26 protein-coding genes are annotated in these 25,741 nt (G+C 63.3%); 15 read left to right on the top strand and 11 right to left on the bottom strand.

Translation table 11 applies throughout. The annotated features are described in order from the left end of the window. Window positions 1-38 precede the first annotated feature (38 nt). Window positions 39-1,640: a trypsin-like peptidase domain-containing protein gene (locus AABA34_RS12920; RefSeq protein ID WP_338302955.1), complete on the bottom strand. Its 1,602-nt coding sequence runs from the start codon at window positions 1,638-1,640 to the stop codon at window positions 39-41. Window positions 1,641-1,719: 79 nt separating this feature from the next. Between AABA34_RS12920 and ada the strand changes: the two genes are divergently transcribed. After that, the gene (ada, locus tag AABA34_RS12915) at window positions 1,720-2,757 is read left to right on the top strand and encodes a bifunctional DNA-binding transcriptional regulator/O6-methylguanine-DNA methyltransferase Ada (protein ID WP_252258217.1); all 1,038 of its coding nucleotides are present in this window, start codon (window positions 1,720-1,722) and stop codon (window positions 2,755-2,757) included. Window positions 2,758-3,044: 287 nt separating this feature from the next. On the opposite strand, the gene AABA34_RS12910 is transcribed toward ada, so the two are convergent. The 5 genes from AABA34_RS12910 to AABA34_RS12890 form a co-directional block, all read right to left on the bottom strand. Beyond that, complete coding sequence (locus AABA34_RS12910) at window positions 3,045-4,616, bottom strand: hypothetical protein (protein ID WP_338302954.1); 1,572 nt, start codon at window positions 4,614-4,616, stop codon at window positions 3,045-3,047. A gap of 135 nt (window positions 4,617-4,751) precedes the next feature. After that, complete coding sequence (locus tag AABA34_RS12905) at window positions 4,752-5,384, bottom strand: glutathione S-transferase family protein (RefSeq protein WP_338302952.1); 633 nt, start codon at window positions 5,382-5,384, stop codon at window positions 4,752-4,754. A 13-nt stretch (window positions 5,385-5,397) separates the two neighbouring features. Continuing rightward, window positions 5,398-6,963, bottom strand: a complete 1,566-nt coding sequence (locus AABA34_RS12900) for a cryptochrome/photolyase family protein (protein WP_338302951.1) — start codon at window positions 6,961-6,963, stop codon at window positions 5,398-5,400. A gap of 54 nt (window positions 6,964-7,017) precedes the next feature. After that, the gene (locus tag AABA34_RS12895) at window positions 7,018-7,608 is read right to left on the bottom strand and encodes a hypothetical protein (RefSeq protein WP_338302950.1); all 591 of its coding nucleotides are present in this window, start codon (window positions 7,606-7,608) and stop codon (window positions 7,018-7,020) included. A 47-nt stretch (window positions 7,609-7,655) separates the two neighbouring features. Beyond that, window positions 7,656-9,821, bottom strand: coding sequence for a primosomal protein N' (locus AABA34_RS12890; protein ID WP_338302949.1), 2,166 nt, complete (start codon window positions 9,819-9,821; stop codon window positions 7,656-7,658). Between the two features lie 59 nt (window positions 9,822-9,880). Between AABA34_RS12890 and AABA34_RS12885 the strand changes: the two genes are divergently transcribed. From AABA34_RS12885 to AABA34_RS12865, 5 genes are all read left to right on the top strand, one after another. Continuing rightward, window positions 9,881-10,573 carry a DUF4197 domain-containing protein gene (locus AABA34_RS12885; protein ID WP_034954593.1) on the top strand — a complete coding sequence of 231 codons (693 nt, stop codon included), beginning with the start codon at window positions 9,881-9,883 and terminating at the stop codon, window positions 10,571-10,573. Between the two features lie 96 nt (window positions 10,574-10,669). Beyond that, window positions 10,670-11,323, top strand: a complete 654-nt coding sequence (fsa, locus tag AABA34_RS12880; RefSeq protein ID WP_034954591.1) for a fructose-6-phosphate aldolase — start codon at window positions 10,670-10,672, stop codon at window positions 11,321-11,323. Between the two features lie 46 nt (window positions 11,324-11,369). Beyond that, window positions 11,370-13,208, top strand: a complete 1,839-nt coding sequence (gene cobT / locus AABA34_RS12875) for a cobaltochelatase subunit CobT (protein WP_338302948.1) — start codon at window positions 11,370-11,372, stop codon at window positions 13,206-13,208. Further along, window positions 13,205-13,429: a hypothetical protein gene (locus tag AABA34_RS12870; protein ID WP_338302947.1), complete on the top strand. Its 225-nt coding sequence runs from the start codon at window positions 13,205-13,207 to the stop codon at window positions 13,427-13,429. The genes cobT and AABA34_RS12870 overlap by 4 nt, the downstream gene beginning before the upstream one ends. 1 nt (window position 13,430) lies before the next feature. Beyond that, window positions 13,431-14,093: a nitroreductase gene (locus AABA34_RS12865; RefSeq protein WP_338302946.1), complete on the top strand. Its 663-nt coding sequence runs from the start codon at window positions 13,431-13,433 to the stop codon at window positions 14,091-14,093. On the opposite strand, the gene AABA34_RS12860 is transcribed toward AABA34_RS12865, so the two are convergent. Continuing rightward, the gene (locus tag AABA34_RS12860; protein ID WP_034954585.1) at window positions 14,094-14,468 is read right to left on the bottom strand and encodes a hypothetical protein; all 375 of its coding nucleotides are present in this window, start codon (window positions 14,466-14,468) and stop codon (window positions 14,094-14,096) included. A gap of 46 nt (window positions 14,469-14,514) precedes the next feature. Here AABA34_RS12860 and cysS point away from each other — a divergent pair, with 46 nt between their 5' ends. The 4 genes from cysS (at window position 14,515) to AABA34_RS12840 (ending at window position 20,162) form a co-directional block, all read left to right on the top strand. Beyond that, entirely contained in the window at window positions 14,515-15,957 is a 1,443-nt protein-coding gene (cysS, locus tag AABA34_RS12855; RefSeq protein WP_338302945.1) for a cysteine--tRNA ligase, read from the top strand. Further along, window positions 15,954-16,892, top strand: coding sequence for a D-2-hydroxyacid dehydrogenase (locus AABA34_RS12850; protein WP_338302944.1), 939 nt, complete (start codon window positions 15,954-15,956; stop codon window positions 16,890-16,892). Before cysS ends, AABA34_RS12850 begins: the two co-directional genes overlap by 4 nt. A gap of 207 nt (window positions 16,893-17,099) precedes the next feature. Further along, entirely contained in the window at window positions 17,100-18,758 is a 1,659-nt protein-coding gene (locus AABA34_RS12845) for an acetolactate synthase large subunit (RefSeq protein WP_034954581.1), read from the top strand. 27 nt (window positions 18,759-18,785) lie between these two features. Continuing rightward, window positions 18,786-20,162, top strand: coding sequence for an aldehyde dehydrogenase family protein (locus AABA34_RS12840; protein ID WP_338302943.1), 1,377 nt, complete (start codon window positions 18,786-18,788; stop codon window positions 20,160-20,162). Window positions 20,163-20,173: 11 nt separating this feature from the next. On the opposite strand, the gene AABA34_RS12835 is transcribed toward AABA34_RS12840, so the two are convergent. Together AABA34_RS12835 and AABA34_RS12830 are read right to left on the bottom strand one after the other, a co-directional pair. Then, entirely contained in the window at window positions 20,174-20,593 is a 420-nt protein-coding gene (locus AABA34_RS12835) for a hypothetical protein (RefSeq protein WP_338302942.1), read from the bottom strand. Next, on the bottom strand, window positions 20,583-20,861 hold the full coding sequence (locus AABA34_RS12830) for a hypothetical protein (protein ID WP_338302941.1): 279 nt from the start codon (window positions 20,859-20,861) through the stop codon (window positions 20,583-20,585). The genes AABA34_RS12835 and AABA34_RS12830 overlap by 11 nt, the downstream gene beginning before the upstream one ends. A gap of 120 nt (window positions 20,862-20,981) precedes the next feature. Here AABA34_RS12830 and AABA34_RS12825 point away from each other — a divergent pair, with 120 nt between their 5' ends. Next, window positions 20,982-21,665, top strand: a complete 684-nt coding sequence (locus AABA34_RS12825) for a S24 family peptidase (RefSeq protein WP_338302940.1) — start codon at window positions 20,982-20,984, stop codon at window positions 21,663-21,665. On the opposite strand, the gene AABA34_RS12820 is transcribed toward AABA34_RS12825, so the two are convergent. Further along, window positions 21,662-21,871, bottom strand: coding sequence for a hypothetical protein (locus tag AABA34_RS12820; protein ID WP_338302939.1), 210 nt, complete (start codon window positions 21,869-21,871; stop codon window positions 21,662-21,664). The two genes, AABA34_RS12825 and AABA34_RS12820, sit on opposite strands and share 4 nt — an antisense overlap. Before the next feature lie 108 nt (window positions 21,872-21,979). Here AABA34_RS12820 and AABA34_RS12815 point away from each other — a divergent pair, with 108 nt between their 5' ends. Then, a complete protein-coding gene (locus AABA34_RS12815) occupies window positions 21,980-22,648 on the top strand; it encodes an MBL fold metallo-hydrolase (protein ID WP_338302938.1) in 669 nt (222 codons plus the stop codon). A 130-nt stretch (window positions 22,649-22,778) separates the two neighbouring features. Here AABA34_RS12815 and AABA34_RS12810 read toward each other — a convergent pair whose 3' ends face one another. Beyond that, window positions 22,779-23,177, bottom strand: coding sequence for an MAPEG family protein (locus AABA34_RS12810; RefSeq protein WP_338302937.1), 399 nt, complete (start codon window positions 23,175-23,177; stop codon window positions 22,779-22,781). 232 nt (window positions 23,178-23,409) lie between these two features. Here AABA34_RS12810 and rpmF point away from each other — a divergent pair, with 232 nt between their 5' ends. Genes rpmF through AABA34_RS12795 form a run of 3 tightly spaced genes read left to right on the top strand, consistent with a single transcriptional unit; the run spans window position 23,410 to window position 25,682 of the window. Beyond that, window positions 23,410-23,592, top strand: coding sequence for a 50S ribosomal protein L32 (gene rpmF, locus AABA34_RS12805; RefSeq protein ID WP_252258196.1), 183 nt, complete (start codon window positions 23,410-23,412; stop codon window positions 23,590-23,592). A gap of 27 nt (window positions 23,593-23,619) precedes the next feature. Continuing rightward, on the top strand, window positions 23,620-24,720 hold the full coding sequence (gene plsX, locus AABA34_RS12800; RefSeq protein WP_034954570.1) for a phosphate acyltransferase PlsX: 1,101 nt from the start codon (window positions 23,620-23,622) through the stop codon (window positions 24,718-24,720). Then, a complete protein-coding gene (locus AABA34_RS12795; RefSeq protein WP_338302936.1) occupies window positions 24,717-25,682 on the top strand; it encodes a beta-ketoacyl-ACP synthase III in 966 nt (321 codons plus the stop codon). The genes plsX and AABA34_RS12795 overlap by 4 nt, the downstream gene beginning before the upstream one ends. Window positions 25,683-25,741: the final 59 nt, after the last annotated feature.

The raw sequence follows: 25,741 nt of genomic DNA, 5'->3' as shown, positions 1-25,741 counted from the left end.
TCTGGCGTCAGTCGGCTCCTCGTATATCTCTCTTCAGCTTAGGGTGCCGCTGCGCCAACAACACCCGCGCGCTTCGTCTCGCAGGTGTAGACCAGCCGCTCGTTCGGGCGGTCGGGCAGCAGGGAGAGCAGCGCGCTTTGCTGTTCGCCCAGCGTGCGTTGCGCGTCCGTTACCCCGCAGGCGGGCGGGTCGTATTCGCGGCGGGCTTCGCGCGCGGCGTCCATTGCGGCGCGGCCCAGCAGATAGCGATCGGTACGGAAGGTGCGGGTGTCCGGATCATAGACATTGACCGAAACCGCCGCCTCGTCGCTCGGCACGAATACGCGGGTCCAGTTGCCGCCCGACAGCCCGTATTGTGTGCGTTGGTTGACACAGCCGTCCGCCGCCCAGTCGAACTCCACGTCATCCGTGCGCGCCCCCGTGATCCGGCTGCGTTCGGTGTCGAGCGTACAGATCAGCGTCCCGTCGCTTGCAATATCGCCGGTGGGTGCGTCTGCGCCGTCGGTGTTGTTGCGTTCGTCGAGGATCGCGGCGACCCGCTCCTCGATCTCGCTGAAGCCGGGACGGGTCAGCCACACCATCACCGTCGCGATCAGGGCGAGGCCGGCGATCACTGCCGCGATGATGGCGCGGTTGCGATTCTCGGGATTGTCGTGCTGGCTCTTGCGCAGCTGGAGCGCGGCATAGCCCGATCCGATCCCGAGCAGCAGCAGCACCATCGCCAGCGCCATCGCATTGTCGCGCGCATCGAGCACTTCGATCTGCGCTTGCAGCCGGGCCTGTTCGCGGGCTTCGCGCAGTTCCGCTTCGCGTGCGTCCAGCCGCGCCTGCGTTTCCGCCCGCTGTGCCTCGAATCGGGCGCGTTCGGCGGCGTTCAATTCGTCGATCGAGCGGCAGGGCAGGGCGTTGACCGAAGGCTCAATCCCGTTTTCGCGCAGGAAGGGCAGCAACTCGCGCAGGGACACGGCGAAGTAGAACTCGGCATCCGATCCGTCCGAATCCGCGCCGAAGCTGTTGACCCCCAGCACCCGCCCGCATCCGTCCAGCAGCGGCCCGCCCGAATTGCCGCGCGCGATCGGGGCAGTATGCAGGATCGTGTCGAACTGGCGCGAAGGGCGCTGGCCCGACAGGAAGCCGCGGCTCTTCACCGGAGGCTGGGCGCGGAAGATGTCGCGCATTTCCAGCCCCTGAGCGAGATCGACGTTCATCGGGTATCCCACTGCCGACACCTCGCCCATGTCACCGGCAACGCCGCCCGCGATCGTCAGCGGAGGCAGGCGCAGCGATCCGTCGGTGATCTCCAGCAGAGCAAGGTCGTTGCGCGGGCTGACCGCGACAGGCGTGGCAAAGGTCGCCGCGTCGCCTTCGCTCGGTACGATCCCGATCCGCAGCGTGTCGTCCTGCAAGGCTTCGCGGATGACGTGGGCGTTGGTGACGATCATGGTCGAGGACACCGCAAAGCCGCTGCCATGCGTTACCGGCACCACTTCGCCGCCGCTGCGGTCGATCAGCACCACGCGCACCACGCCGCGCGCCGCCGCATCGACATCGCCCGGATCGGCGGATGCGGGCAGGGCGGTGAAGGCGAGCGCCAGCAGCGCGAACAAAGGGGCGGCGACCAGTCGGACAAAGCGTGTCATCACCCACCCTTATGCCGCGCCTGACATTGACCGCAAGCTTCGGGATGCGCTTATGTCGAAAGCCTGCGACACCACGGCCATGACACAGACAACGACCCTTACCGATGACGAACGCTGGCAGATCGCGCTGGCGAAGGACCGGCGCTATGACGGCGCCTTTGTCACGGGCGTCCATTCGACCGGCATTTACTGCCGCCCGTCATGTCCGGCGCGCGCGCCCTTGCGCCGCAACGTGCGCTTTTACGCGACCCCTGCCGATGCCGAAGGCGCGGGCCTGCGCGCCTGCAAGCGGTGTTCCCCCAATACCCAGAGCGCGGAGGAAGCCTGCGTGCTGGCCGCCATCGCCGCGATCAGGGCGGACGGGGCAAAGACGCTCGATCAGCTGGCCGATCTGACCGGCTATTCGCCGACCCATTTCCAGCGGCTGTTCAAGCGCACCGTGGGCCTGTCCCCTGCGGCCTTCGCCCGTGCCCTGCGCGAGGAGCGCGTGCGTGAGGCGCTGGAAACCGGGGCGAGCGTGACGCAGGCGCTGTACGAGGCGGGCTATTCCAGCCCCTCGCGCTTCTATGACGAAACGAAGGGAAGGCTGGGCATGACGGCAAGCGATTGGCAGAGCGGGGGCGAGGGCCGCCAGATCCACTGGCGCGTCATGCAAACGACGCTCGGCCCGATGCTGGTCGCCGCCACGGACAAGGGCGTTTGCTGCCTGTCCTTCGGTGAAGGCGAAGCCGAACTGCGCGCCCGTTTCCCCAAGGCCGATCTGGTCGAGGCGGATGACAGCTTTGCCGCGCTGTTCGACGAAGTGCTCGCCGCGGTCGAACAGCCGGGCAGCGACAACGCGCATATCCCGCTGGACGTCAGGGGCACCGCGTTTCAGCAGGCCTGCTGGGAGGCGCTGCGCCGTATCCCTGCGGGCGAGACGCGCAGCTATGGCGAACAGGCGGCGATGCTGGGCAATCCCAAGGCCAGCCGCGCCGTGGGCAGCGCCAATGGCGCCAACGCCATCGCGGTGCTGATCCCGTGCCACCGCGTCGTCCCCGCATCAGGCGGCGTGGGCGGATACGCCTATGGCCCCGAGATCAAGGCGGAGCTGCTGAAGCGCGAGCAGCAGGGGTGATTCCCAACAGGGTGGAACAGGTGGAACACTGTCCAGGGATAAAATCCCCATCCTGTCACCCTTTCAGCGCAAAACCGTTACCTTTGCGGCCAGAGTGTCACCTTTCGTGCAGAAGTGTCACCCGCAATTGCAAAGACTGTCACTCTTGGGCGCGCAAAGCGTCACTCTTTGGCCATGCGAAGTGTCACGCAAAATGCCCAGCTTGCGGGCGGGTCTGACAATGCGAAAGAGCCGCCCCGATCATCGCAGCGCGCAGGCGAGTAGGAAAGCCTTTCCCCTTCCGCAGATCAAGGCACGTTCTGGCTTACAGTCACGTTGTTGGCAGATCCCGACTGCGTGATCGTCGAGACATCGCCTACCCCGCCCTGATCCACGACTGCGCGGTTAATGTCTCCGTCCTGGGTAATGCAGGACTCGCCGAGATCGCCGATCTGAAACACTCGTGCGAGGTTCCTGGGGCCATCCTGCGTGACTTCGGAAAGGTTGTTGTCACCCCGCTGGTCGATGGTGGTGAGGTTGAGATCGGATGCAGCATTCTGCCTGACCACCGCCCGGTTCGTATTGCCGATCTGCTCCACATCGGCCGTTACCCCGCGCCCTGATTGAACGGCGTCGACCGCATTGTCATCCCCCCGTTGAAAAACGATCAGACGTGGCACCGCGCCTAATGGAACGCCGATCCCGCTCTGGTCCAGCAAGACCGAATTGCGATCGCCAATCTGATCGATATCTACGCTGCTGGTCGATAGTGTATCGAACAGGGCGGCCTGGGTCACGATAACCGAATTGTCATCGCCGGTTTGGGTGGTCCGATGCACGGTTTCCTCTCCCGTCTGCAACGAAGTCAGCCGGTTGCGGTTGCCCGACTGGCGGACATTGATGCCGTTGGAGACACCGGGCTGGTCAATGTCGGCAAAGTTCGCATCGCCCGATTGCACCACGTTGGCATAGGGCGCGTCGTTCTGCAGCAGACCGCCGACGTTGGGCTGCGAGTAGAGACGCCGTCCGAAGGTGCCGCTCTGATTGACGTCGGCAGAGTTGTTCGATCCGCTTTGCACAATGCTCGCCCCGGCTTCGACATTGGGATTAGACGGAAGCGGAGACGATTGATCGATGATTGCAGTCTGACCCGTGCCCGACTGCGTCACAATCGCATGCGCCTTGTCGCCGCTCTGGGTGACGCTGGAATTGCTGTTGTCGGCATTCTGATTGACCACGATCCGGCCAAGCGACCCCGATTGCACTGTTTCGGAGACATTGCCGTCACCCGATTGCGTCACGGTTGCTTGCAGGGACGAGCCGGACTGACTGACCGTTGAGACACTGCCCGTGCCCGAAATCTGCGTCACGGTGGCTGCCGTATTGTCACCGCTCTGGATCACGATGCTGAGCGCATCGGTGGTGCCCGCGCCCTGCGTTACAGTCACGCTGCCATTGGTTCCGCCCTGATCGATCAGCGAACCTGTGCCCGATCCGATCCCCGATCCCGTGCCGTCTTGCATCACTATGGCGGTGTTGCTTTGGCCGCCGCCGGCGTTTTCCTGGAACAGTTCGGAATTCATGCCAACGGCGCTCGCGGTCTGGTTCACCGTGGCGGTGTTGTCGCCCGTTTGCACCACTTCGGAAAAGCCGCCAGTGCCAGCCTGCGTGATGGTGGCTTCATTGGCGATGTTGTCGACCGCCCCGATGGCCAACCCGTCCTGCGTCACTTCGGAGGTGTTGCCCGATCCCGGCTGGCTGACCGTCGCGATGTCGCCATCACCGATCTGCTCGATCGTGCTGGAATTGCTCTGCGCCATGGCCGGCGATGCGATGGCGAGCGTCACGATCGACGCGCCTGCGAGGATGGTTTTCTTCAAGCGATATATTCCCCCCAAGCGAAAACGGCGGGCGAATCGACGCATGTTTTCGCGTTAGTCCTAGTAAACTTACGTAGTATTATTGGGGGGTTAGTCAATTCCTGCCGGCAATCCCTGCGCCCGCGCAACGCGCCCTCAATCCAATTTCGGCGGCATTCCCGGTTCGCATTTGGCCATCGCCGTCTGATACGCCTCGCGCGATCCGATGCGTTGGAGGTAGGCTTTCAGATTGGGCAGGTGATCGATCGTCATGCCGTTGAAAGCGCGGCTGGTGGTCAGCTGGAACACCATCATGATGTCGGCGGTGGTCAGCTGCGATCCGCCGAAATAGTCCGCTTCGCCCAGCCGCGCCTCGATCTGCGCCCAGGCATTGTCCACCCGCTTTTGCAGCGGCAGCGGCATTTGCGCCCCGGCAAAGTTGACCGCGATCTGCATCATGCCGTTGGTCATGAAAGTCGCGTTGGCGAAGTGGAACCAGTACAGGTGATCGGCAAAGTCCGGATGATCGGGGCCGGGGACAAGCGCCGTATCGGGCGCATATTTGCCGACGATATACTCGACGATCGCGCCGCTTTCGCCCAGCACCAGGTCACCGTCGGTGATGACGGGGGCGACCTGCATCGGGTGCAGCGCCTTCAGCTCAGGCGGGGCCAGCCGCGTTTCGGGATCGCGATTGTAGAGCACCAGCTCGTAATCCAGCCCCAGTTCCTCACACAGCCAGACAATGCGTTCGGATTGCGAAATGCGCAGGTGGTGGACGGTAAGCATTGGTGTCGGCTCCTCAATTTACGGTTCGCGCCCATCCTTCGCTGGCTGGCGTGAGGCTGTCCAGAAACTTCTCTGCGCTGTCCAGATATTCACGCTGTTTCGCCTCGCCCATGCGGTCCCATGTCGCGTAGATGCGGCCGATGCGGTGGTTCGATTCCAGCCGTTCGCGGTTGGCGTCCATGAAATGCCAGTACAGCGGGTTGAACGGGCAGGCTCCGTCGCCGGTCTTCTGGGCCACCTTGTAGCTGCATTTCTTGCAGTAATCGGACATCTTGTTGATGTAATTGCCCGAGGCGGCATAGGGCTTCGTCGCAAGGTTGCCGCCGTCGGCATAGAGCACCATCGCGGCGACATTGGGCAGTTCGACCCATTCGAACGCATCGGCATAGACGGCGAGATACCAGTCCTGAACCGCCTTGGGATCGATCCCGGCGATCAGGCAGAAATTGCCGAGCACCATCAGCCGCTGGATATGGTGCGCATGCGCGTCTTCGCGCGTGGTGCGCACGCAATCGGCAAGGCAGCGCATGTCGGTTTTGCCGGTCCAGAAGAATTCGGGCAGGGGGCGGGCGGCGTTGAGCGCGTTGTCGTCGGCAAGACCGGGCATTTTCAGCCAATAGAACCCGCGCACATATTCGCGCCAGCCGATGATCTGGCGGATGAACCCCTCCACCGAATTGAGCGGGGCCTTGCCGTCTGAATAAGCCTGTTCGGCGCGGCGGCACAGCTCAAGCGGGTCGATCAGGCCGAGGTTGATGCTGGTCGACAGCATGGAGTGGTAAAGATCGTCCGACCCGTGCACCATCGCGTCCTGATAGGGGCCGAATTTACCGAGCCTCTGGGCGAAGAAGGCATCGGCGGCTTCCTGCGCCTGATCCGATGTGACAGGCCAGCCGAAGGGTTCGAGATCGCCGAAGTGATCGCCGAAATGATCCTTGACCAGCGTGATCACCTCCCCGGTGATGTCATCGGGTTCGAATTTGGGGGCGGGGGGCGGATTGATGCCGGAATCGGGCGATTGGCGGTTTTCGGCATCGTAATTCCATTCGCCGCCCACGGGTTTGCCGTCATCACGCATCAGCAGCCCGGTCTTGCGGCGCATCTCGCGATAGAAATGCTCCATCGTCAGATGCTTGCGACCGTCCGCCCAGTCGCGAAATTCGGCGTGCGAGCACAGGAAGCGATCGTCGGGCAGCAATTCGACCTCGCAGGCGAATTTGTCCGGCCATTCCTCGATCTGCTGCTGCACCCGCCATTCGCCCGCCTCGGTAACGCGGAGCTTGCGCGGGGTGTGGCGTTCGATCGCGCGGGCGACTTCGCCGGTAAAGCTACCCGAATTGTCTTCATCGGTCAGCTTCACATAATCGACGCGCCACCCCGCATCGCGCAGTTCAGCGGCAAAATGGCGCATCGCGGAGAAGATCAGGACGATCTTCTGCTTGTGATGTTTGACGTATGTCGCTTCGTCCCACACCTCCATCATCAGGATGACGGTGTCCTCCTTCGCGCAGCCGCGCAGGGAGGAAAGAGTACGGGTCAGCTGATCGCCGAGGACGGGGACTAGGACAGGATTGCTCATCGCCCCGTCAATGCACGGGCGCGCGATAAGTGCCGGTCAATCCCGCGTTTCTGGTCAGCGAGTGGGGGCGATCCCCGGTATCGGTGCCAGATCGCGCGTCACTCCGCCGACGCCGGGCGGGGGCGGGGGTTCCTGCCCGAATTCCCACTTCACGAAATCGGCCGGCGCGCTGAAGGCGAAGCTTTCGACCGGATGCTTCATCAGCACCGATCCCCAGCATCCCGGCTCGCGCTCAAGATGGCCGTCGCGGGTGAAGGCGCGCACCGCCTCTTCGTGCGAACGGCGGAAATAGACATCGGTGACGTGATCGCCCGTGTCGCCATTCACCATCCGCCATGCCGCGGGCGAAACGGTGCGCAGATGCGCCATCCATTCGCCGACGACGGTGTTGATGTGATTGACCGTGATCGTGTCCGGCCCGTCGATCACGATCGGCTCGGCGGTGCTGACCTTGTAGATCCTGTCGCCGCAGCTGTTCTTCTGCACCGATTCATACAGCGAGATCATGACATGCCACTGCTGCGGCGCGTCGGCGCTTTCAGCCTGACCTTCATCAGCAAGCGCCGGGGTGCCGGCCAGCGACGCGGCACTCAGCGCGATCATCCATGCGGCGGGTTTCACCGTCAAAGCCTCCTTGAACTGCATGGCAGGGGGCTTTGCACCAGACTGGTTAGAATTGGCCTAATGCGCCTTCAAACGAAGCTGTAGGGATCGACATCCACGCCCACGCGCACGCCCGGCGGGAATTGCTGGCGGTCCAGCCATTCGCGCAATGTGTCCTGCAAATTCGCGCTGCGCCTTGCATTGACGAGAAAGCGGTAGCGATACCTCCCTCGCAGCAGCGCGAGCGGGGCGGGGGCGGGGCCAAGGATGTGGATGTCGGGCAGATGCGGGCGGGTATCACCCAGCCGCACCGCCGCCTCGCGCGCTTCGCGTTCGTCCTCCGACGATATGATGATCGCCGCCCACCGCCCGAACGGCGGCGCACCCGCATCGCGCCGGGCCTCTGTCTCTGCCGCGTAGAAGGCGTCGCGATCCCCGTTGGCGAGCGCGGCGATAACGGGAGCCTCCGGATGGCGCGTCTGGATCAGCACTTCGCCCGGTTTCTCGCCCCGACCGGCGCGCCCGGCAACCTGCGCAACCTGCGAATAGGTGCGCTCCGCCGCGCGCAAGTCTCCGCCTTCAAGGCCCAGATCCGCGTCGACCACGCCCACCAGCGTCAGTTCGGGGAAGTGGAACCCCTTCGTCACCAATTGCGTGCCGACGATCACGTCGATCGCGCCTTCGCGCACCTGGGCGATGAATTGCGCGGCGCGTTCGGGCGATCCGAGCGTGTCGGACGTGGCGACCGCGACGCGGGCATCGGGAAACAGCGCCGAAACCTCGTCCGCGATCCGTTCGACGCCGGGGCCGCAGGCGACCAGGCAATCGCCTTCGCCGCATTCAGGGCAGGCATCGGGCGGCTTTGTCTCCAGCCCGCAATGGTGGCAGGCGAGCCGCGCCGAAAGCCGGTGTTCGACCAGCCACGCGCTGCAATTGGGGCATTTGAAGCGATGCCCGCAATTGCGGCACAGCGTCAGCGGGGCATAGCCGCGCCGGTTGAGGAACAGCAGCACCTGCTCGCCCGCTTCCAGTCGCGCCTCTATCCCGGCGATCAGCGGCGCGGCGAGCCAGCGCCCGCTTGGCGGTTTTTCCTGCGTCAGATCGACCAGCTTGATATCGGGCAATTGCGCGCCGCCGAAACGGCTTGGCAAATCGAGCTTTGTGTAAGTGCCCGTGCTTGCCATGTGCAGGCTTTCGAGCGCCGGGGTCGCGCTCGCCAGCACCACCGGCAGCCGTTCGAACCGGGCGCGCATCACCGATACGTCGCGCGCGTTGTAGCGCACCCCGTCATCCTGCTTGAAACTGATTTCATGCGCTTCATCGACAACGATCAGCCCGAGATCGGCATAGGGCAGGAACAGCGCCGAACGCGCGCCCACCACGACCTGAGCCGAACCTTCGGAAATCGCCCGCCATGCGCGCCGCCGCTCGGTCGATCTGAGCGAGGAATGCCATTGCACCGGGGCCGCGCCAAAGCGGTCTTCGAAGCGCGACAGGAAATTTTCGGTCAGAGCGATTTCGGGCAGCAGCACCAGCACCTGCCGCCCCATCCGCAGCGCCTGCGCGACGGGTTCGAAATAGGTTTCGGTCTTGCCCGATCCTGTCACCCCGTCGATCAGGAAGGGCGCAAATTCGCGCGCCTTGACCGCTTGCACCAGCACATCCGCGACGGACTGCTGATCGGGCGAAAGATCGGGCTGATCGTAATCGGGATCGGCAATGGGGTAGGGGCGATCGATCGCCACCGTCACCGGCTCTATCACCCCCTGGTTCACCAGCCCGCGCAGAACCCCTTCGGATACGCCCGCGATCCCTGCGAGTTCGCGGATCGTGCCCTGTTCGCCGTCCAGCGCCTCTATCGCGGCGAGGCGCTGCGGGGTCATGCGTTCGGGCAGGCCGCCCGACAGGCGGTATTCGGTCATGGTGGTCGGCCCGCCCAGCGCACCCCCGCTCGACAGCACCATGCGCGCAACGCTGGCCAGCGCCGCGCAGTAATAATCGGCGGTCCATTCGATCAGGCGGCGCAAGGGCGCCGAAAGCGGCGGCACGGGAATAACTTCGCGCAAGGGCCGTAGTTTGGACGCGTCCACCTCGGTTCCGGGCAGGCGGCCTTCGTCCCAGACGATGCCGGTGACGGTGCGCGGGCCGAGCGGCGCGACGACCACGCTGCCGGGTTCCACCGCCATGCCTTCGGGCACGCTGTAATCCAGCGGGCCGAGCGCGGCGTTGAGGACAAGGAGGCGGACGCGGTTCATATGCGGTTCGGCAATATGAAGGCACAGACATGCAAACCACAAGGCAAAGGGTCAGGGATATGAACGGACACGAGATTACGGAACTGGGGCGCAGGCATTTTCTGAAAGCGGGCGCGGGCGGTGCGTTGGTGCTGGCGCTGCCGGCCTGTTCGACAATGCCCGGCTTCAGCCTGACCGAAGCGGTGCGCCGATTGCTGCTGTTGTCGAGCGAGCGCGCCTTTGCCCGGCTGATCGCGCCGGACGGCTATTGGGATACGCAGGTGGCGCGGCTGGGCCTTGGCAATCTGCTGGGCGCGCGCGGCGATGTGGTATCGCGCATCCTCACTTCCGCGCTGTTCAAGGATCGGCTGGAGGATGCCTTTGCCGATATCGCGATCGACGCATCCTATCGCGCCGCGCCGGTTGTGACCGATGCGGTGCGGGTGATTGGCCTCGCCAATGCGGTGGAGCTGGTGCGCGGCGGGCCGACTGCGGCCACGCAGGCGCTGCGCGGAGAGTTGGGCGGGCGGCTGATCGACGCGATGGTGCCCGAACTGGGCGAGGCGATCCGCATCGCTTCCGATCCGCTTGTCGGCCAGCTGATCGACGCGGCGGCGGGCACCAATGTCAGCGGAATAGCGCAGCGGCTGGCGGGCAATATCGACGATGCAATCTGGACCGAGATGGGCGTTGAGGAAGCCGCGATCCGGCGCGATCCGGCCTCCACCCGCGATCCTGTGCTGATCGGGGTATTCGGCAACGGAGTGCTTTGACGGGGGAGGCAGGCGCTCGCACATCTGGCCCTGCGGCCCCGGCTGTGCCATCCCCCGCGCAAGCGAATCGCACGCGCAAAGGGAGATATCCGCGCCATGAAATTCTTCGTCGACACCGCCGAAATCGCCGACATCAAGGAACTGGCCGACACCGGCCTGCTTGATGGCGTCACCACCAATCCTTCGCTGATTGCCAAATCCGGGCGGGATTTCATGGAGGTGACCAAGGAAATCTGCGGGATCGTCGACGGCCCCGTCTCTGCCGAAGTCGTCGCGCTGGATCACGCGACGATGATGAAAGAGGCCGAGGTGCTGCGCAAGATCGCCGACAATGTCTGCATAAAGGTGCCGTTGACGGTGGACGGGCTAAAGACCTGCAAGGCGCTGACGGGCGAGGGCACGATGGTCAACGTCACCCTGTGCTTTTCCGCCAATCAGGCGCTGCTCGCGGCGAAGGCAGGGGCGACTTTCATCTCGCCATTCGTCGGACGGCATGACGACAACGGCTTCGACGGGATGGACCTGATCGAGGACATCCGCCTTATCTATGACAATTACGGCTTTGCCACCGAAATCCTCGTCGCATCGGTGCGCCACACCACCCATGTGCTGCAAGCCGCCAAGATCGGCGCCGATGTCATGACCGCGCCGCCCAAGGTGATCCACGGCCTGTTCAAGCATGTGCTGACGGACAAGGGCATCGAAGGCTTCCTGAAGGATTGGGAAGCCACAGGGCAGAGCATCCTTTAAAACTAACAGGTAGCCCGCCACCCGATAAGTTCCTATCTGCCACCCAATGGCTGAAGAATCCCCACTCGACAGGTTCAAGCAGGCGCTGACCGGTGCATCGCGGGCAATCGCGCGCGATGCCGAGGTGGAAGTGGCGTGGAGCGCCGATGTCCCCGGTGCCAGCGGCAACCGTTTCCGCGTTCCGCTGCCCGGGCGCGATCTGCCGCATGATCAGGTGACGGAAGCGCGCGGCTTTGCCGACAGTTTCGCGCTCAAGCTGCGCCATCATGACGCGGGGCTGCACGCACGCTCCGCTCCGCCCGAGCCGGTGGCGCGCGCCTGTTATGACGCGATCGAGCAGGTGCGGTACGAGGCGCTAGGCGCAAGCCGGTTCGGCGGGATCAGGTCGAACCTCGATGCCGCGACCGAAATGCGCACCGCCACCGATGCCATCGTGCGCGCGCAGAATTCCTCCGAAGTGCCGCTGCAAACCGCCTTGTCGCTGATGCTGCGCGAAAAGCTGACCGGGGAACCGATCCCCAAACGCGCCGAAGCCGGGGTGAGCATGGTGCGCGACTTCATCGAGGAAACGGTGGGCGACGATTTCGCCGCGCTGGGCGAAAACCTCGGCGATCAGGCGGTGTTCCAACGCCTCGCGCTCGACATGCTGCGCGATCTCGACCTGACCCGCCCGACCGATCAGCCCGACCAGACCGAAAACGACGATTCCGAAGAGGATCAGGGCGAGGACGACGAACAGGCCGGGGACGAGCAGCGCGAAGGCGATGCCGATCCGCAAAGCGCCGAAGCCGCGGGCGAAATGACCGAAGGCGACGGCGAAGGCGAAACCGACAGCGAAATGTCCGCCGACGAGGACATGCAAGACGGCGAAGCGGGCGAGGAAGGCGATGCCTCCAACGCCCCCGTGCGCCCCAACCGCCCGCAGACCGACATTCCCGACGGGCTCGATTACAAGGCCTTTACCGAACGGTTCGACGAAGTGGTCGAAGCGCCCGAACTGTGCGATTCCGAAGAGCTGGACCGGCTGCGCGCCTATCTCGACAGCCAGCTGACCGGGCTTCAGGGCGTTGTGACGCGGCTGGCCAACCGGCTGCAACGCCGCCTGATGGCGCAGCAGAACCGCAGCTGGGATTTCGATCAGGAAGAAGGCGTGCTTGATGCCGCGCGCCTTTCCCGCGTGATCGTCTCCCCCGGCACGGCGCTGTCCTACAAGGTGGAGCGCGATGTCGAGTTCAAGGACACGATCGTCACCCTGCTGATTGACAATTCCGGCTCGATGCGCGGCCGCCCGATCAGCATTGCCGCGATCAGCGCGGACATTCTGGCGCGCACGCTGGAGCGGTGCGGGGTCAAGACCGAGATCCTCGGCTTCACCACCCGCGCATGGAAAGGCGGGCAAAGCCGCGAGGCGTGGCTGGCCGATGGCAAGCCACAAAATCCGGGCCGCCTCAACGACTTGCGGCACATCATTTACAAACAGGCTGACGAACCATGGCGGCGCGCGCGGCGCAATCTCGGCCTGATGATGCGCGAAGGGCTGCTCAAAGAAAACATCGACGGCGAGGCCTTGATGTGGGCGCACAGCCGCCTGATCTACCGGCCTGAGGAACGCCGCATCCTGATGGTGATTTCCGACGGCGCGCCGGTGGATGACAGCACGCTGAGCGTCAATTCGGCAGGCTATCTCGAAGCGCATTTGCGCGGCGTGATCGAATGGATCGAGAAGGTTTCACCCGTCCAGCTCGTCGCTATCGGTATCGGCCACGATGTCACCCGCTATTATCGGCGCGCGGTGACGATCATGGATGTCGAACAGCTGGGCGGCACGATCATGGAGCAGCTTGCCGAACTGTTCGAGGACGAGAAGGGCTCGAAGAGACGATGAAAAAGTCTGATGCAGAAAGGGCTGTTCGGCAAATGTGTGGCGAGTGGGCCAAAGAGATTGGACTTGCGCGGCCAGACTATCCTTCTGCAAGTTTCCTCCAGTTCTGGAGTTGGGCGCAGGCAAACTATTCACCTTATTTGAATTTTCAAACCACGACCGGCGTTCGGTATGACGTTGAAATGTGGTTTGAGGATGAGATGGGGCAAAGGGGAATGAACTAGTATGAACGTAACCGAAGCCGTCACCACCCGCCGATCCATCCGTGCCTATCTCGACAAGCCGGTGGAGCTCGAAACGATCCGCCGCGTGATGGATACGGCGCGCTGGGCTGCGTCGGGCTGCAATTACCAGCCGTGGGAAGCGAGCATCGTTACCGGGCAGCCGCTCAAGGATCTGCAGGCGAAAATCACCACCACGCCCCCGCAGGCCGCCGAATACGATTGGGCCGCTCCGGGAACCGAGGAAGCCTACAAGGCGCGCCTCGACGGCGTATCGCGCGAAATGTTCGGCGCGATGGGCATTGCCCGCGACGATGGCGCCGCGCGCATGGCGGCAATGGCGCGCAACGCCACCAGCTTCGATGCGCCTGCGGTGCTGTTCGTCTATTTCCCTCGCCTTATGAAGGAAGCGCAATGGTCTGACACGGGCATGTGGCTGCAAACCGTCGCTCTGCTGCTGCGCGAGGAAGGGCTCGACAGCTGCTACCAGGAATACATGGCGCTCTATGCCGATGTGATCCGCGATTTCCTCGGCTTGGACAAAGAACGCTACATGTTCTTCTGCGGCATGGCGATCGGCTATCGCGACCCGGATGCGCCGGTGAACAATTTCGAGCGTGAGCGCGTGCCGTTGGACGAACAGGTCAAGTTTGTCGGGTTCGATTAGTTACTCGGCTAAGGCCTCGAATTTGTAGGGTTGGCAGACAGTGATGCAAAATAGCTCGGTCCCGCATCCGCTGTCAGTAATTGTCCCGAACAGCTCCACACGCTCGCCATGGTTCAGTGTATCGTCCGAATAGAGCAGGCACTGCCCGCCTCGATCAAACAACCGAAAATCTCTGCCGCTCAAATAAAGGCCGCGTGCTTCGTTGATGTCACCGTAGATCGCCTTGATACGAACAGGCTTGCCTAAGTTCGCTTCTACATCGGCAAAGCGTTTGATCGTGGTGATGTCTGCTCGATCGGGCAATGCATGGGCGCACGACGTAAGCCACAAACCTGCTCCGAAGAGCAATGCCGATTTGATCACTTGTTTCGTCATTCTTCAATCTTGACCAAAATAGCTATCGCGCACAATGCCTCTCGAAGTGACCGATCTCAAACTCTTCAACTCGCTCACCCGCGAGATCGAACCTTTCGTGCCCGTCCATGAAGGGGAGGCGCGCGTCTACACCTGCGGGCCGACGGTCTACAATTACCCGCACATCGGCAATATGCGCGCCTATGTCTTTGCCGACGTGCTGGGCCGCACGCTGTCCTACAAGGGCTACAAGCTTACCCACATCATCAACATCACCGATGTCGGCCACCTGACCGATGATGCCGATGAGGGCGAGGACAAGATGGAGAAGATGGCTGCGGAGAAAGCGCAGAGCATCTGGGACATCGCGCAGCACTATACCGAGGCCTATTGGGCGGACGTGAAGGCGCTTAACATCCGCCAGCCGGCCAAGTGGTCGGTCGCGACCGATTACATCGACGAGATGATCGAATTCGCGAAAAGCATCGCGGACAAGCACTGCTACGAACTGGAGAGCGGGCTTTATTTCGATGTCTCGACCGTCGCCGATTACGGGCGGCTGGCGCGCGCCGTTACCGAAGACGGGGAAGGGCGGATCGAGAGCGTCGAGGGCAAGCGCAACGCCGCCGACTTCGCGATCTGGCGCAAGACTCCGGCGGGCGAAAAGCGCCAGATGGAATGGGACAGCCCGTGGGGCAAGGGCGCGCCGGGATGGCATCTCGAATGTTCGGTGATGGGCGAAAAACTGCTCGGCTTCCCGTTCGACATTCACACCGGCGGGATCGACCACCGCGAAATCCACCACCCCAATGAAATCGCGCAAAATCAGGCGTTTTGTGGCTGTGGTTCATTGGATGTCGCAACCCATTCGGGCGCGAAGATCTGGATGCACAACAACTTCCTGGTCGAACGCAGCGGCAAGATGAGCAAGTCCTCGGGCGAGTTCCTGCGGCTGCAATTGCTGGTGGACAAGGGGTATCACCCGCTCGCCTACCGCATGATGTGCCTGCAGGCGCATTACCGCAGCGAGCTGGAGTTTTCGTGGGACGGTCTTGAGGCGGCACTGACGCGGCTGAAGCGGATGGTGATGGCTGCCGGACGGCTTTCGGATGCACCGAGCCAGCCGCTCGCCCAGCATCCCAAATTTGCCGAGACGCTGGCGAAATTCGATGCCGCGATCAGCGACGATCTTAGCACGCCAATCGCGCTTACCGCGCTGGAAGACGCGTTGGCCGTCAAGAAGGTCGACGCCGGGATCAAGCGCGCGGTGGTGGAGCATATGGACGCGGTGCTGGGCCTCGGCCTGTTCGACCTCACCCGCAAGGAACTGCGCATCCGGCCCAAGACCGCCGCGATCACCGCAGAGGAAATCGAAGACGCGCTCACCCGCCGCAACGCCGCGCGCGCGGAAAAGGACTTCGCCACCTCCGATGCGATACGCGACGAGCTAGCGGCCAAGGGCGTCGAAGTGATGGACGGCGATCCGCTAGGATGGGAGTGGAAACTGTGACAACCCTCGCAATCTCCGGGCTGATCCGCCCGCTGCTCGAACCCCGGCTGCCCGATGATCTCGATGTGCGCTGGTTCATGACGCATGAGGAAGCGCTGGAGGCGGTGAAGGGGGCGGAGATCGGCTGGTTCGACATGAACGATCAGGCCGCGATGGCCGAAACGCTGCGTGCGGCGACCGATCTCAAATGGCTCAATTCGATCTATGCGGGCCTCGATTTCCTGCCGATGGACGTGCTAATCGAACGCGGGATCACCGTCACCAACGGGGCGGGCATCAACGCCATCACCATCGCCGAATACGTCGTCATGGGGATGCTCAACATCGCCAAGGGTTACCGCGAAGTCGTGCGCGCGCAGGAGCGGCACGAATGGCTGATGGATTCGCCAGGCAAGCGCGAACTCGCCGGGTCAAAGGCGCTGCTGCTGGGCTATGGCGCGATCGGCAAGCTGATCAAGCCGCGGCTCGAAGCCTTTGATGTCGAAGTTACCGTGGTGCGCCGCAATGCCGGGCCGGGCGTGCTGACGCCGGATCAGTGGCGAACGAAATTGCAGGATTTCGACTGGATCATCCTCGCCGTGCCCGCCACGCCCGAAACCGAAGGGATGATAGGCGCGGTGGAACTGGCGGCGATGAAGAACGACGCCGTGCTGGTGAACATCGCGCGCGGCAGCGTTGTCGATCAGCCCGCGCTGGTGGAGGCGCTGGAGAAGAAGGCGATCGGGGCCGCGTTCCTCGACGTGACCACGCCCGAACCGCTGCCCGCGGATCACCCGTTGTGGTCGCTCGACAATGCGCATGTCACAATGCACCTGTCGGGCCGCGCGCAGAACATGATGTTCATCCGCAGCGCCAATCGCTTCCTCGAAAACCTCGCCAAATACCGCGCGGGCGAAGCCGTTGGCCCGGTGTTTGACCCGAAACTGGGTTACTGATCGCCGCCGTGTTGCGCTTCACGCTTGGAATCTGACGGATTCCTGCAATACTCCCCCGCGATAACCGGCCATCACGGTCCGGTCACACTCAGCGCGTAACGCCGCAGGCAAGAAGGGGTGCGGTCCTGCAAAAGGGACAACCTGCTGCGTAAGCGATGTCATTCTTGCGGGCGGCGCAAAGGCCCGCGTGCATTGGGGGGAATACACATGAGCGATACCAAGAAAGCCTCGGACGTTTTTATCGAATGCCTGGAGGCTGAAGGCTGCGAGTATATTTTCGGCGTTCCGGGGGAAGAGAACCTCGACCTGCTCGATTCGCTCAGCCGGTCAAAGAAGATCAAGCTGATCCTCACCCGCCACGAACAGGGTGCGGGCTTCATGGCGGCGACCTATGGCCGCCACACCGGCAAGACCGGCGTTTGCATGGCGACGCTGGGGCCGGGGGCGACCAATTTCGTGACCAGCGCGGCCTATGCGCAATTGGGCGGCATGCCGGTGCTGATGATCACCGGCCAGAAACCAATCAAGAAATCGAAGCAGGGCCGCTTCCAGATCGTCGACATCGTTTCGCTGATGAAGCCGATCACCAAATATTCGATCCAGATCGCCGCCGGGGACAACATTCCCAGCCGCGTACGCGAAGCCTATCGCCTCGCCGAAGAGGAAAAACCGGGCGCGACGCTGATCGAACTGCCCGAGGACATCGCGGAAGAGCCCACCACCGACAACAAGCCACTGCCCAAGAGCATCGCGCGGCGTCCTTCGGCAGAGCCCAAGGCGGTGCGCGCGGCGGTCAAGGCGATCGAGGCGGCGAAGAACCCGGTGCTTGTCATCGGTGCGGGCGCCAACCGCAAGATGTGCGGGCGGATGCTCGAACAATTCGTCGAAAAGACCGGCATTCCCTTCCTCACCACGCAGATGGGCAAGGGCGTGATTGACGAACGCCATCCGAAATTCCTCGGCTGCGCGGCGCTTTCCGCAGGCGATTTCGTCCACCGCGCGGTGGAGGCATCGGACTGCATCATCAATGTCGGCCATGACGTGATCGAAAAGCCGCCCTTCTTCATGAAGGACAACGGTGTCACCGTGATCCACGTGTCGACCAAGACGGCCGAAGTCGATCCGGTGTATTTCCCGCAGATCGAAGTGATTGGCGACATCGCCAACGCGATCTGGCAGATCAAGGAAGACATCAGCCCCAACCGCAGCTGGGATTTCGATCACATGCTGGCCTATCATCAGGCCGAACTGGATCACACCAACGCGCTGGCGGCGGACACCCGTTTCCCGATCTTCCCGCCGCATCTCGTCAAGCAGGTGCGCGAATGCATGCCGCGTGACGGGATCATCTGTCTCGACAATGGCGTGTACAAGATCTGGTTCGCGCGCGGTTACACCGCTTACCTGCCCAACACCGTGCTGCTCGACAACGCGCTGGCGACGATGGGCGCAGGTCTGCCTTCGGCGATGATGAGCGCGATGCTCTATCCCGATCGCAAGGTGATGGCGATCTGCGGCGATGGCGGCTTCATGATGAACAGCCAGGAGATGGAAACCGCGGTGCGCCTCGGCCTCAATCTCACCGTGCTGATCCTGCGCGACGATGCCTATGGCATGATCCGCTGGAAACAGGCGAATATGGGCTTTGCCGATTTCGGCCTGACCTATGGCAACCCCGACTATGTCGCCTATGCCGAAAGCTATGGCGCCAAGGGGCACCGGGTGGAATCGAGCCAGCACCTGACCGAACTGCTCGCGCATTGCCGCGACACGCCGGGCGTGCACCTGATCGATTGCCCGGTCGATTACAGCGAGAACGATCAGATCCTGAACATCGACATCAAGAAACTGTCGGCCCAGCTCTGATCACACTGACTGCAAAGGACAAAAGCCATGCATGAAGTGGTCAATCCGTTCGACCTGTCTCCTGTCGGCAGCGTCCCCACGCATGATTGGGACGCCGTCGATGCGGCGCTGACAAAGGCGCACGCGCTGTTCCGCGATCGCTCGCAGTGGAAGAAGCCGCATGAACGCGCGGCGATCCTCCACCGGGCGATGGAGATCATGCGCGAACGCCGCGATCACCTCGCCATGCAGGTCGCGGCGGAAGGCGGAAAGCCGTTGATCGATGCGCGGGTCGAGGTGGACCGCGCGATCAACGGGATGGAGCTGTGCATCCACGAAATCGGGGCGCTGAAAGGCACCGAGATCCCGATGGGGCTGACGGCGGCGGGCGATGGCCGGCTGGCGTGGACCACGCGCGAACCGATTGGCGTGGTGGTGGCGGTTTCGGCCTTCAACCACCCGCTCAACCTGATCGTGCATCAGGTCGCCCCGGCGGTGGCCACGGGCTGTCCGGTGATCGTCAAGCCGGCGGCGGATACCCCGCTGTCTTGCTTCGAATTCGTCTCGATCCTGCACGAAGCCGGGTTGGAGCCCGACTGGGCGCAGGCGGTGCAGCCGCCGCGTGACGTGTCGGAGCGGATGGTGAGCGATCCCCGCGTCGCATTCTTCAGCTTCATCGGATCGGCGGGCGTTGGCTGGTCGCTTCGGTCGAAACTCGCGCCGGGGACGCGCTGCGCGCTGGAACATGGCGGAGTCGCTCCGGTGATCGTCGATCCCAGCGCCAATCTCGATCTGGCCGTGCCCAGCCTGACCAAGGGCGGGTTCTACCATTCGGGGCAGGTCTGCGTGTCGGTGCAGCGGGTGTTCGCGCACAGCTCCATCGTCGATGATCTGGCCAGCCGCATGGCCGACGCCGCGAGCAAGCTGAAGGTCGGCAACGCCATTCACGAAGATACCGAATGCGGCCCGCTGATCCGGCCCAAGGAAGTCGACCGCGTTGGCAAATGGATCGACGAGGCCCGCGAAGGCGGGGCCAAGGTGCTGTGCGGGGGCGAGAAGCTGTCCGACACCACCTATGCCCCCACGGTGCTGCTCAATCCCTCACCCGAGGCGACGATTTCGCGCAACGAAGTGTTTGGCCCTGCCGTCTGCATCTATTCCTATGACGATGTCGATGCGGCGATTGCACAGGCCAATTCGCTCGACGTGGCGTTTCAGGCGGCGGTGTTCACCAATGACCTGTCATCGGCGATGCACACCTATCGCAACATCGATGCGTCAGCGGTGATGGTGAACGACCACACCGCCTTCCGCACTGACTGGATGCCCTTTGCGGGCCTGCGCACATCGGGCCACGGGGTAGGGGGCATTCCCTATACCTGCCACGAGATGACCATCGAAAAGATGATTGTGATCAAAGGATAAGGAGGAGGGGGTTACCCCTCCTCCAGCAACAGCAGCACCGCAGTCACCAGCATGCGCTCGTTCGCGCCAAAACGGTGATTGACTTCGCGGATGGTCGCATCGGCGACGAGGTGGCCGGGAATTGCGAATTCGTGATCGGGCAGCGCCTCGAGGAAGTTCTCGCCCGCCACCACGGCTTCGATCCCGTCGAAATCGAGCATGAATTCATGCCGCGTCCCTGAAAACGTGATCGAGTGCCACGCGGTTTCCTCATGCGTCAGAAGGCTGGCCTTGCCCTCGGCGAGGGTCAGCACCGCTTCGCGCACCCTGTCCGACACGGTGCGGCGCGGTCTGTAGCGGCGCGCGGTCTGGCGACTGGGCGCAGGCGCATCGGCGGATTTGGTTTCGAACCCGGCGATGCGGGCGATTTCGATCAGTGCTTCATGCAGCATGGCGCATCTCCTGACGGGTATCGGCAATCCGGCCTTTGATCTCGAACCCGGCGTGCGCGCACAGTTCGGCCAGAGTCGCGTGGCGGGCGAGTTGCGTCAGTTCGTAACGCTCCATCCATTCCAGCGTGCGCTTTTCCGTGGCGGGGCGGGGGATACGCCCCATCCGCAGATCCAGCACGAAGCGCGGATCATGCGCCGCGAGCCGCCCGAATTTGGTGGCGGGCATATCGTGGCGTCTCAGGAATTGTTCGACTTTGCGTATCAGCATCTGTGGCTCCTGACCTTGTGGGCATCGGGATTCGCGACCCTGCGAATCGCTCGGTGTTCCTGAAATGTTCCATTTGAAATCCTACTTGTCTAGGAAAAATCCTTCATGTAGGAAGGATTGATGGTTAAGCCCGATGAAACACACCCCGACGGCGCCCGTGCGCGGCTGCTGGAACTGTCGCAACAACGCGGGGTGAGCCTTGCCCGCCTGTCCGACATGCTCGGGCGCAATGCGAGCTATCTGCAACAATTCATTCGCAAAGGTTCTCCGCGAAAGCTGGAGGAAGGGGACCGGCGGACGCTCGCCACCTTCTTTGGCGTGGCGGAAGAGGAGCTGGGCGGAGGCGGCGAATCACCGCAGGAAAATTCCTACGCGCAAACACGTATGCGGCGCGATCCGGGTGACTGGGTGGATGTGCCCCGGCTCGACATCGGCGCTTCGGCAGGGCCGGGCGCGCTTCCGGTGAGCGAGCAGGCGTTCGACGCCTTCCGCTTTTCCCGCCGCTGGCTGGCGGAACAGGGGCTGGAGGGCGCACAACTGGTCGCGATCACGGTGGAGGGCGATTCGATGGAGCCGCTGCTGCGCAATGGCGACGAAATCCTGATAGACCGCGCCCCGCGCGCCTTCCGCGACGGGGTCCACGTCGTGCGCCTGGGTGATACGCTGATGGTGAAGCGCGTGGCGCAAGCCGGCGCAGGCCGCTTCGCGCTGCTATCGCAAAACCTCTCCTATCCCCCCGTCGAAGTCAGCGCCGAGGAGATGGAGGTCATCGGCCGGGTTGTGTGGAAGGGGGGGAGGATTTAGTCCTGCTTCTCATGCGGCCAGAGCCGATGGATGGCTCGCGAGGAACCATACACTGCTCCCGCCAGCAGCAGTACGGTCAGCAGCGCATGAAGGCCGACACCAAGATCAACGCCGACGATCCTCGATACAAAGGTGACGAACCAGATTGCGGGCAGCCATCCGATCATGACGATCAGCGTGACGACAAGCCCTTCAGTCCATCGCATTAGTAGCGGCAAGTCCGTGTACTTCGCCAATGCGTATTCCTTTTGCAGCACGTGCGCTGTCAAATGCTACAGATTGCATTTTGAACGGCAAGCTTCCATCTCACCCCCATGACCGAAACCAAACCCACTCCCCCCATGCGCGCCGCGATCATTCCGGTGACACCGTTGCAGCAGAATTGCTCGCTGATCTGGTGCACCAAGACGATGAAGGGCGCACTGGTTGATCCCGGTGGCGATCTCGACAAGCTGAAAGAGGGCGTGGCCAAGGCGGGGGTGACGCTGGAAAAGCTGCTCGTCACGCACGGGCATCTCGATCATTGCGGGCAGACAGGGATGCTGGCGGACGAGCTGGGCCTGCCGATCGAAGGGCCGCATGAGGACGACCGTTTCTGGATCGCGCAGCTCGACGATGACGGTGCGCGCTGGGGGATGACGGCCAAGACATTCGAGCCGACGCGCTGGCTCAAGCATGGCGACACGGTGACGGTGGGCGAATTGACGCTCGACGTGATCCACTGCCCCGGCCACACGCCCGGCCATGTCGTGTTCTTCCACGAACCGAGCCGCTTCGCCATCGTCGGCGACGTGCTGTTCCAGGGGTCAATCGGGCGGACGGACTTCCCCAAGGGCAATCATCAGGACCTGATCGACTCGATCACGCAGCGCCTGTGGCCGCTGGGCGAGGACGTGATGTTCATCCCCGGCCACGGCCCGACCAGTACCTTCGGTCGCGAGCGCAAGACCAATGCCTTCGTAAGCGATTACGCGCTTTCCTGATTTTTGCTCCGGCATCCGCCGGAGCGTCCTCGCTAGACGTGCTTCGCTGCGCTACGCACCCGCTGCGGGCGCGCGGTCGCGCTTGCGGCCTGCCAGCTGGCGGGCCGATGGGCGCGATCCACTTTCGTCTTTACATTACACCCGCAGCCACCAGCGCCGCCACCACGGCGAGGCCCAGCAGCGTCAGCATCGTCACCAGCGTGCCGATCATCCGGCCGATCTGCATCGATCCGCCATCCATGCCGAACCCATGCGCGATCCGGCCGAGGAAATACACGGCAGCGACATATTGCAGCCACTGGCCGCCCGCGCCCGCCAGCTCCACCGCTGCGATCAGGGCGAGAACAAACGGCGTATTCTCGACAAAGTTCGCCTGCGCGCGCATCCGGCGCTCCAGCGGCTCGCTGCCACCGTCGCCAATGCTGATTCCCGCCGCCCGGCGGATCGCGCCGATGCGGATCGACAGCCAGATGTTGAGAACGGCGGCAGCGGCGGCTGCGGACAAAGTGACAGGTAGCAGTGCAGTCATGGCGGATCCCCTCGATTGTATTTATTGCCGTCCACCTGCTTGGCGCGGGGTTACACCGCTTGCAACCTCCAATTTATTCGCTATAGCGCGCGGCTTCCCGCCACTATCGGCTTGGACGCATCGCATGGGGCTAAACCTTGTGCGGATCGCGGCCTTGCCCTAAGGGCGTTTTCGAAGAACCGGCGCGAAAACCCGCGCAAACACACGTTTTATTTGAGGAAGTGGCTCGGCCATGGCAGTCCCCAAGAGAAAAGTTTCCCCGTCACGTCGCGGCATGCGTCGTGCGCACGATTCGCTCCGCGTCGAAGCGTTCCATGAATGCTCCAACTGTGGCGAACTGAAGCGGCCGCACAACCTGTGCCCCGCTTGCGGCTATTACAATGGCCGTGAAGTGATCGCGCCCAAGGGCATCTGAAGCCAGATTAAAGAAGGATCGTAGCGCATGACTCTCCCGCGTATCGCTGTGGATGCGATGGGCGGCGATGAAGGCGTGCGCGTCATGATCGAAGGCGCCGCGATCGCTCGCCGCCAGCATGAGGACTTCCAGTTCCTGCTGGTGGGCGATCAGGCGCGAATCGAAGCCGCGCTGGAAAACCATCCCGGAATGCGCGGCGCGTCCGAAATCCTCCATTGCGAAGACGTGATCAGCGGCGACGAGCTGCCGTCACGCGCGCTGCGCCGTGCCAAGACGACCAGCATGGGCCTCGCCGTCAACGCGGTGAAGGAAGGCCACGCCGGCGCAGCTGTCAGCGCGGGCAACACCGGCGCGCTGATGGCGATGAGCAAGATTGCCCTGCGCACCATGCCGGGGATCGATCGCCCTGCGCTTGCCGCACTCATGCCGACGCTCGAAGCGCATGACGTGGTGATGCTCGATCTGGGCGCAAACACCGACGCCGACGCGCGCAACCTCGTCCAGTTCGCGATCATGGGCGCGGCCTATTCGCGCATCGTCAACGGCTTTGAGCGGCCCGTGGTCCGCCTGCTCAACATCGGGACCGAGGAAATCAAGGGTACCGAGGCGCTGCGCGAAGCCGCCGCGACGCTGGCCGCTGCTTCCGCGCGCGAAGACGGCGGGCTGGCGCTGCAGTTCGACGGCTTTGTCGAAAGCGACAAGATCAACCGCGGCGAAACCCATGTCGTCGTGACCGACGGTTTTTCCGGCAATATCGCGCTGAAGGCGATCGAAGGTTCGGCGCGCTTCGTCACTGACCTGCTGCGCCAGGCATTCACCAGCTCGCTGCGTTCGAAGATCGGGTTTCTGGTGTCGCGCCCGGCGACCGAGCTGCTGCGGCACCATCTCGATCCGAACAACCACAATGGCGCGGTGTTCCTCGGCCTTAACGGCGTGGTGGTGAAAAGCCACGGCAGCGCCACGGCCAAGGGCGTTGCCAATGCGGTAGCGGTCGCGGCGCGCCTGCTCGAAAACAATCTGACCCAGCGCATTTCGCGCGACCTTGCCGAACTGGGCGAGGACGCCCTGCGTTCCAACGGATCGACGCCTGCCGCGCCCGCCGGGGACGAGAGCGGGGCGGCAGCGTGAGCGGTTCTCGGATAATCGGTTCCGGTTCGGCCTTGCCCGAACGGGTCGTCACCAATGCCGAACTGGCCGAACGGATCGACACTTCGGACGAATGGATCATCGAGCGCACCGGCATTCGCCAGCGCCACATCGCGGGCGAGGGGGAAACCACTTCGACGCTGGCGACGGCGGCAGCGCGCGCGGCGCTGGCTGATGCCGGGATCGACGCGAGCGAGATTGACCTGATCGTGTTGGCAACCGCGACGCCCGACAACACATTCCCCGCAACCGCGACAAAGGTTCAGGCCGCGCTCGGCTGCAACGGGGGCATCGCCTTTGACGTCGCGGCGGTGTGTTCGGGGTTTCTCTACGCGCTGACGACTGCCGATTCGCTGCTGAAGACCGGCATGGCCAAGCGTGCGCTGGTGATCGGCGCGGAAACCTTCAGCCGAATCCTCGATTGGGAAGATCGCACCACCTGTGTGCTGTTCGGCGATGGCGCGGGGGCTATCGTGCTGGAGGCGGCGGGCGACAACGCACCGGGTACAGGCGTGCTCGCCAGCCGCCTGCACGCGGACGGAGCGCAGCATGATCTGCTCTATGTCGATGGCGGCCCGTCGACCACGCAAACCGTCGGCCATCTGCGGATGAAGGGGCGCGAAGTGTTCCGCCACGCAGTCGTCAACCTTTCAAGCGTTCTCAATGAAGTGCTTGAAGACGCTGATATTTCGGCAAGCGAGATCGACTGGGTGGTGCCGCATCAGGCGAACGCACGCATTCTGGATGCCACCGCGAAAAAGCTCGGCATCCCGGCTGAAAAGGTGATTGTCACGGTCCAGTCCCACGCCAACACGTCGGCTGCGTCGGTACCCCTGGCCTATGACACCGCGCGCAAGGACGGACGGATCAAGGATGGCGATCTGGTGATGTTCGAAGCGATGGGTGGCGGCTTCACCTGGGGGGCGTGCCTCGCCCGGATTTGATCCGTAATTGCGCGGATATGTGCAGAAAATGCGCGCCTGTGGCATAGCGCGTTGCGAAA

Origin of the sequence: Erythrobacter sp. Dej080120_24, from assembly GCF_036322605.1 — a bacterium.
In the GTDB taxonomy this organism is placed as follows: domain Bacteria; phylum Pseudomonadota; class Alphaproteobacteria; order Sphingomonadales; family Sphingomonadaceae; genus Erythrobacter; species Erythrobacter aurantius.
The sequence above is the reverse complement of the archived record's forward strand: the minus strand, read 5'-3'. Positions and strand labels throughout refer to the sequence as shown.

Excerpts from the sequence above, each read along its gene's own strand:
- AABA34_RS12920 (WP_338302955.1), bottom strand. The coding sequence starts at position 1,640 with ATGACACGCTTTGTCCGACTGGTCGCCGCCCCTTTGTTCGCGCTGCTG.
- ada (WP_252258217.1), top strand. The coding sequence starts at position 1,720 with ATGACACAGACAACGACCCTTACCGATGACGAACGCTGGCAGATCGCG.
- AABA34_RS12905 (WP_338302952.1), bottom strand. The coding sequence starts at position 5,384 with ATGCTTACCGTCCACCACCTGCGCATTTCGCAATCCGAACGCATTGTC.
- AABA34_RS12900 (WP_338302951.1), bottom strand. The coding sequence starts at position 6,963 with ATGAGCAATCCTGTCCTAGTCCCCGTCCTCGGCGATCAGCTGACCCGT.
- AABA34_RS12895 (WP_338302950.1), bottom strand. The coding sequence starts at position 7,608 with ATGCAGTTCAAGGAGGCTTTGACGGTGAAACCCGCCGCATGGATGATC.
- AABA34_RS12890 (WP_338302949.1), bottom strand. The coding sequence starts at position 9,821 with ATGAACCGCGTCCGCCTCCTTGTCCTCAACGCCGCGCTCGGCCCGCTG.
- AABA34_RS12885 (WP_034954593.1), top strand. The coding sequence starts at position 9,881 with ATGAACGGACACGAGATTACGGAACTGGGGCGCAGGCATTTTCTGAAA.
- fsa (WP_034954591.1), top strand. The coding sequence starts at position 10,670 with ATGAAATTCTTCGTCGACACCGCCGAAATCGCCGACATCAAGGAACTG.
- cobT (WP_338302948.1), top strand. The coding sequence starts at position 11,370 with ATGGCTGAAGAATCCCCACTCGACAGGTTCAAGCAGGCGCTGACCGGT.
- AABA34_RS12870 (WP_338302947.1), top strand. The coding sequence starts at position 13,205 with ATGAAAAAGTCTGATGCAGAAAGGGCTGTTCGGCAAATGTGTGGCGAG.
- AABA34_RS12865 (WP_338302946.1), top strand. The coding sequence starts at position 13,431 with ATGAACGTAACCGAAGCCGTCACCACCCGCCGATCCATCCGTGCCTAT.
- AABA34_RS12860 (WP_034954585.1), bottom strand. The coding sequence starts at position 14,468 with ATGACGAAACAAGTGATCAAATCGGCATTGCTCTTCGGAGCAGGTTTG.
- AABA34_RS12845 (WP_034954581.1), top strand. The coding sequence starts at position 17,100 with ATGAGCGATACCAAGAAAGCCTCGGACGTTTTTATCGAATGCCTGGAG.
- AABA34_RS12840 (WP_338302943.1), top strand. The coding sequence starts at position 18,786 with ATGCATGAAGTGGTCAATCCGTTCGACCTGTCTCCTGTCGGCAGCGTC.
- AABA34_RS12835 (WP_338302942.1), bottom strand. The coding sequence starts at position 20,593 with ATGCTGCATGAAGCACTGATCGAAATCGCCCGCATCGCCGGGTTCGAA.
- AABA34_RS12830 (WP_338302941.1), bottom strand. The coding sequence starts at position 20,861 with ATGCTGATACGCAAAGTCGAACAATTCCTGAGACGCCACGATATGCCC.
- AABA34_RS12825 (WP_338302940.1), top strand. The coding sequence starts at position 20,982 with ATGGTTAAGCCCGATGAAACACACCCCGACGGCGCCCGTGCGCGGCTG.
- AABA34_RS12820 (WP_338302939.1), bottom strand. The coding sequence starts at position 21,871 with ATGCGATGGACTGAAGGGCTTGTCGTCACGCTGATCGTCATGATCGGA.
- AABA34_RS12815 (WP_338302938.1), top strand. The coding sequence starts at position 21,980 with ATGACCGAAACCAAACCCACTCCCCCCATGCGCGCCGCGATCATTCCG.
- AABA34_RS12810 (WP_338302937.1), bottom strand. The coding sequence starts at position 23,177 with ATGACTGCACTGCTACCTGTCACTTTGTCCGCAGCCGCCGCTGCCGCC.
- rpmF (WP_252258196.1), top strand. The coding sequence starts at position 23,410 with ATGGCAGTCCCCAAGAGAAAAGTTTCCCCGTCACGTCGCGGCATGCGT.
- plsX (WP_034954570.1), top strand. The coding sequence starts at position 23,620 with ATGACTCTCCCGCGTATCGCTGTGGATGCGATGGGCGGCGATGAAGGC.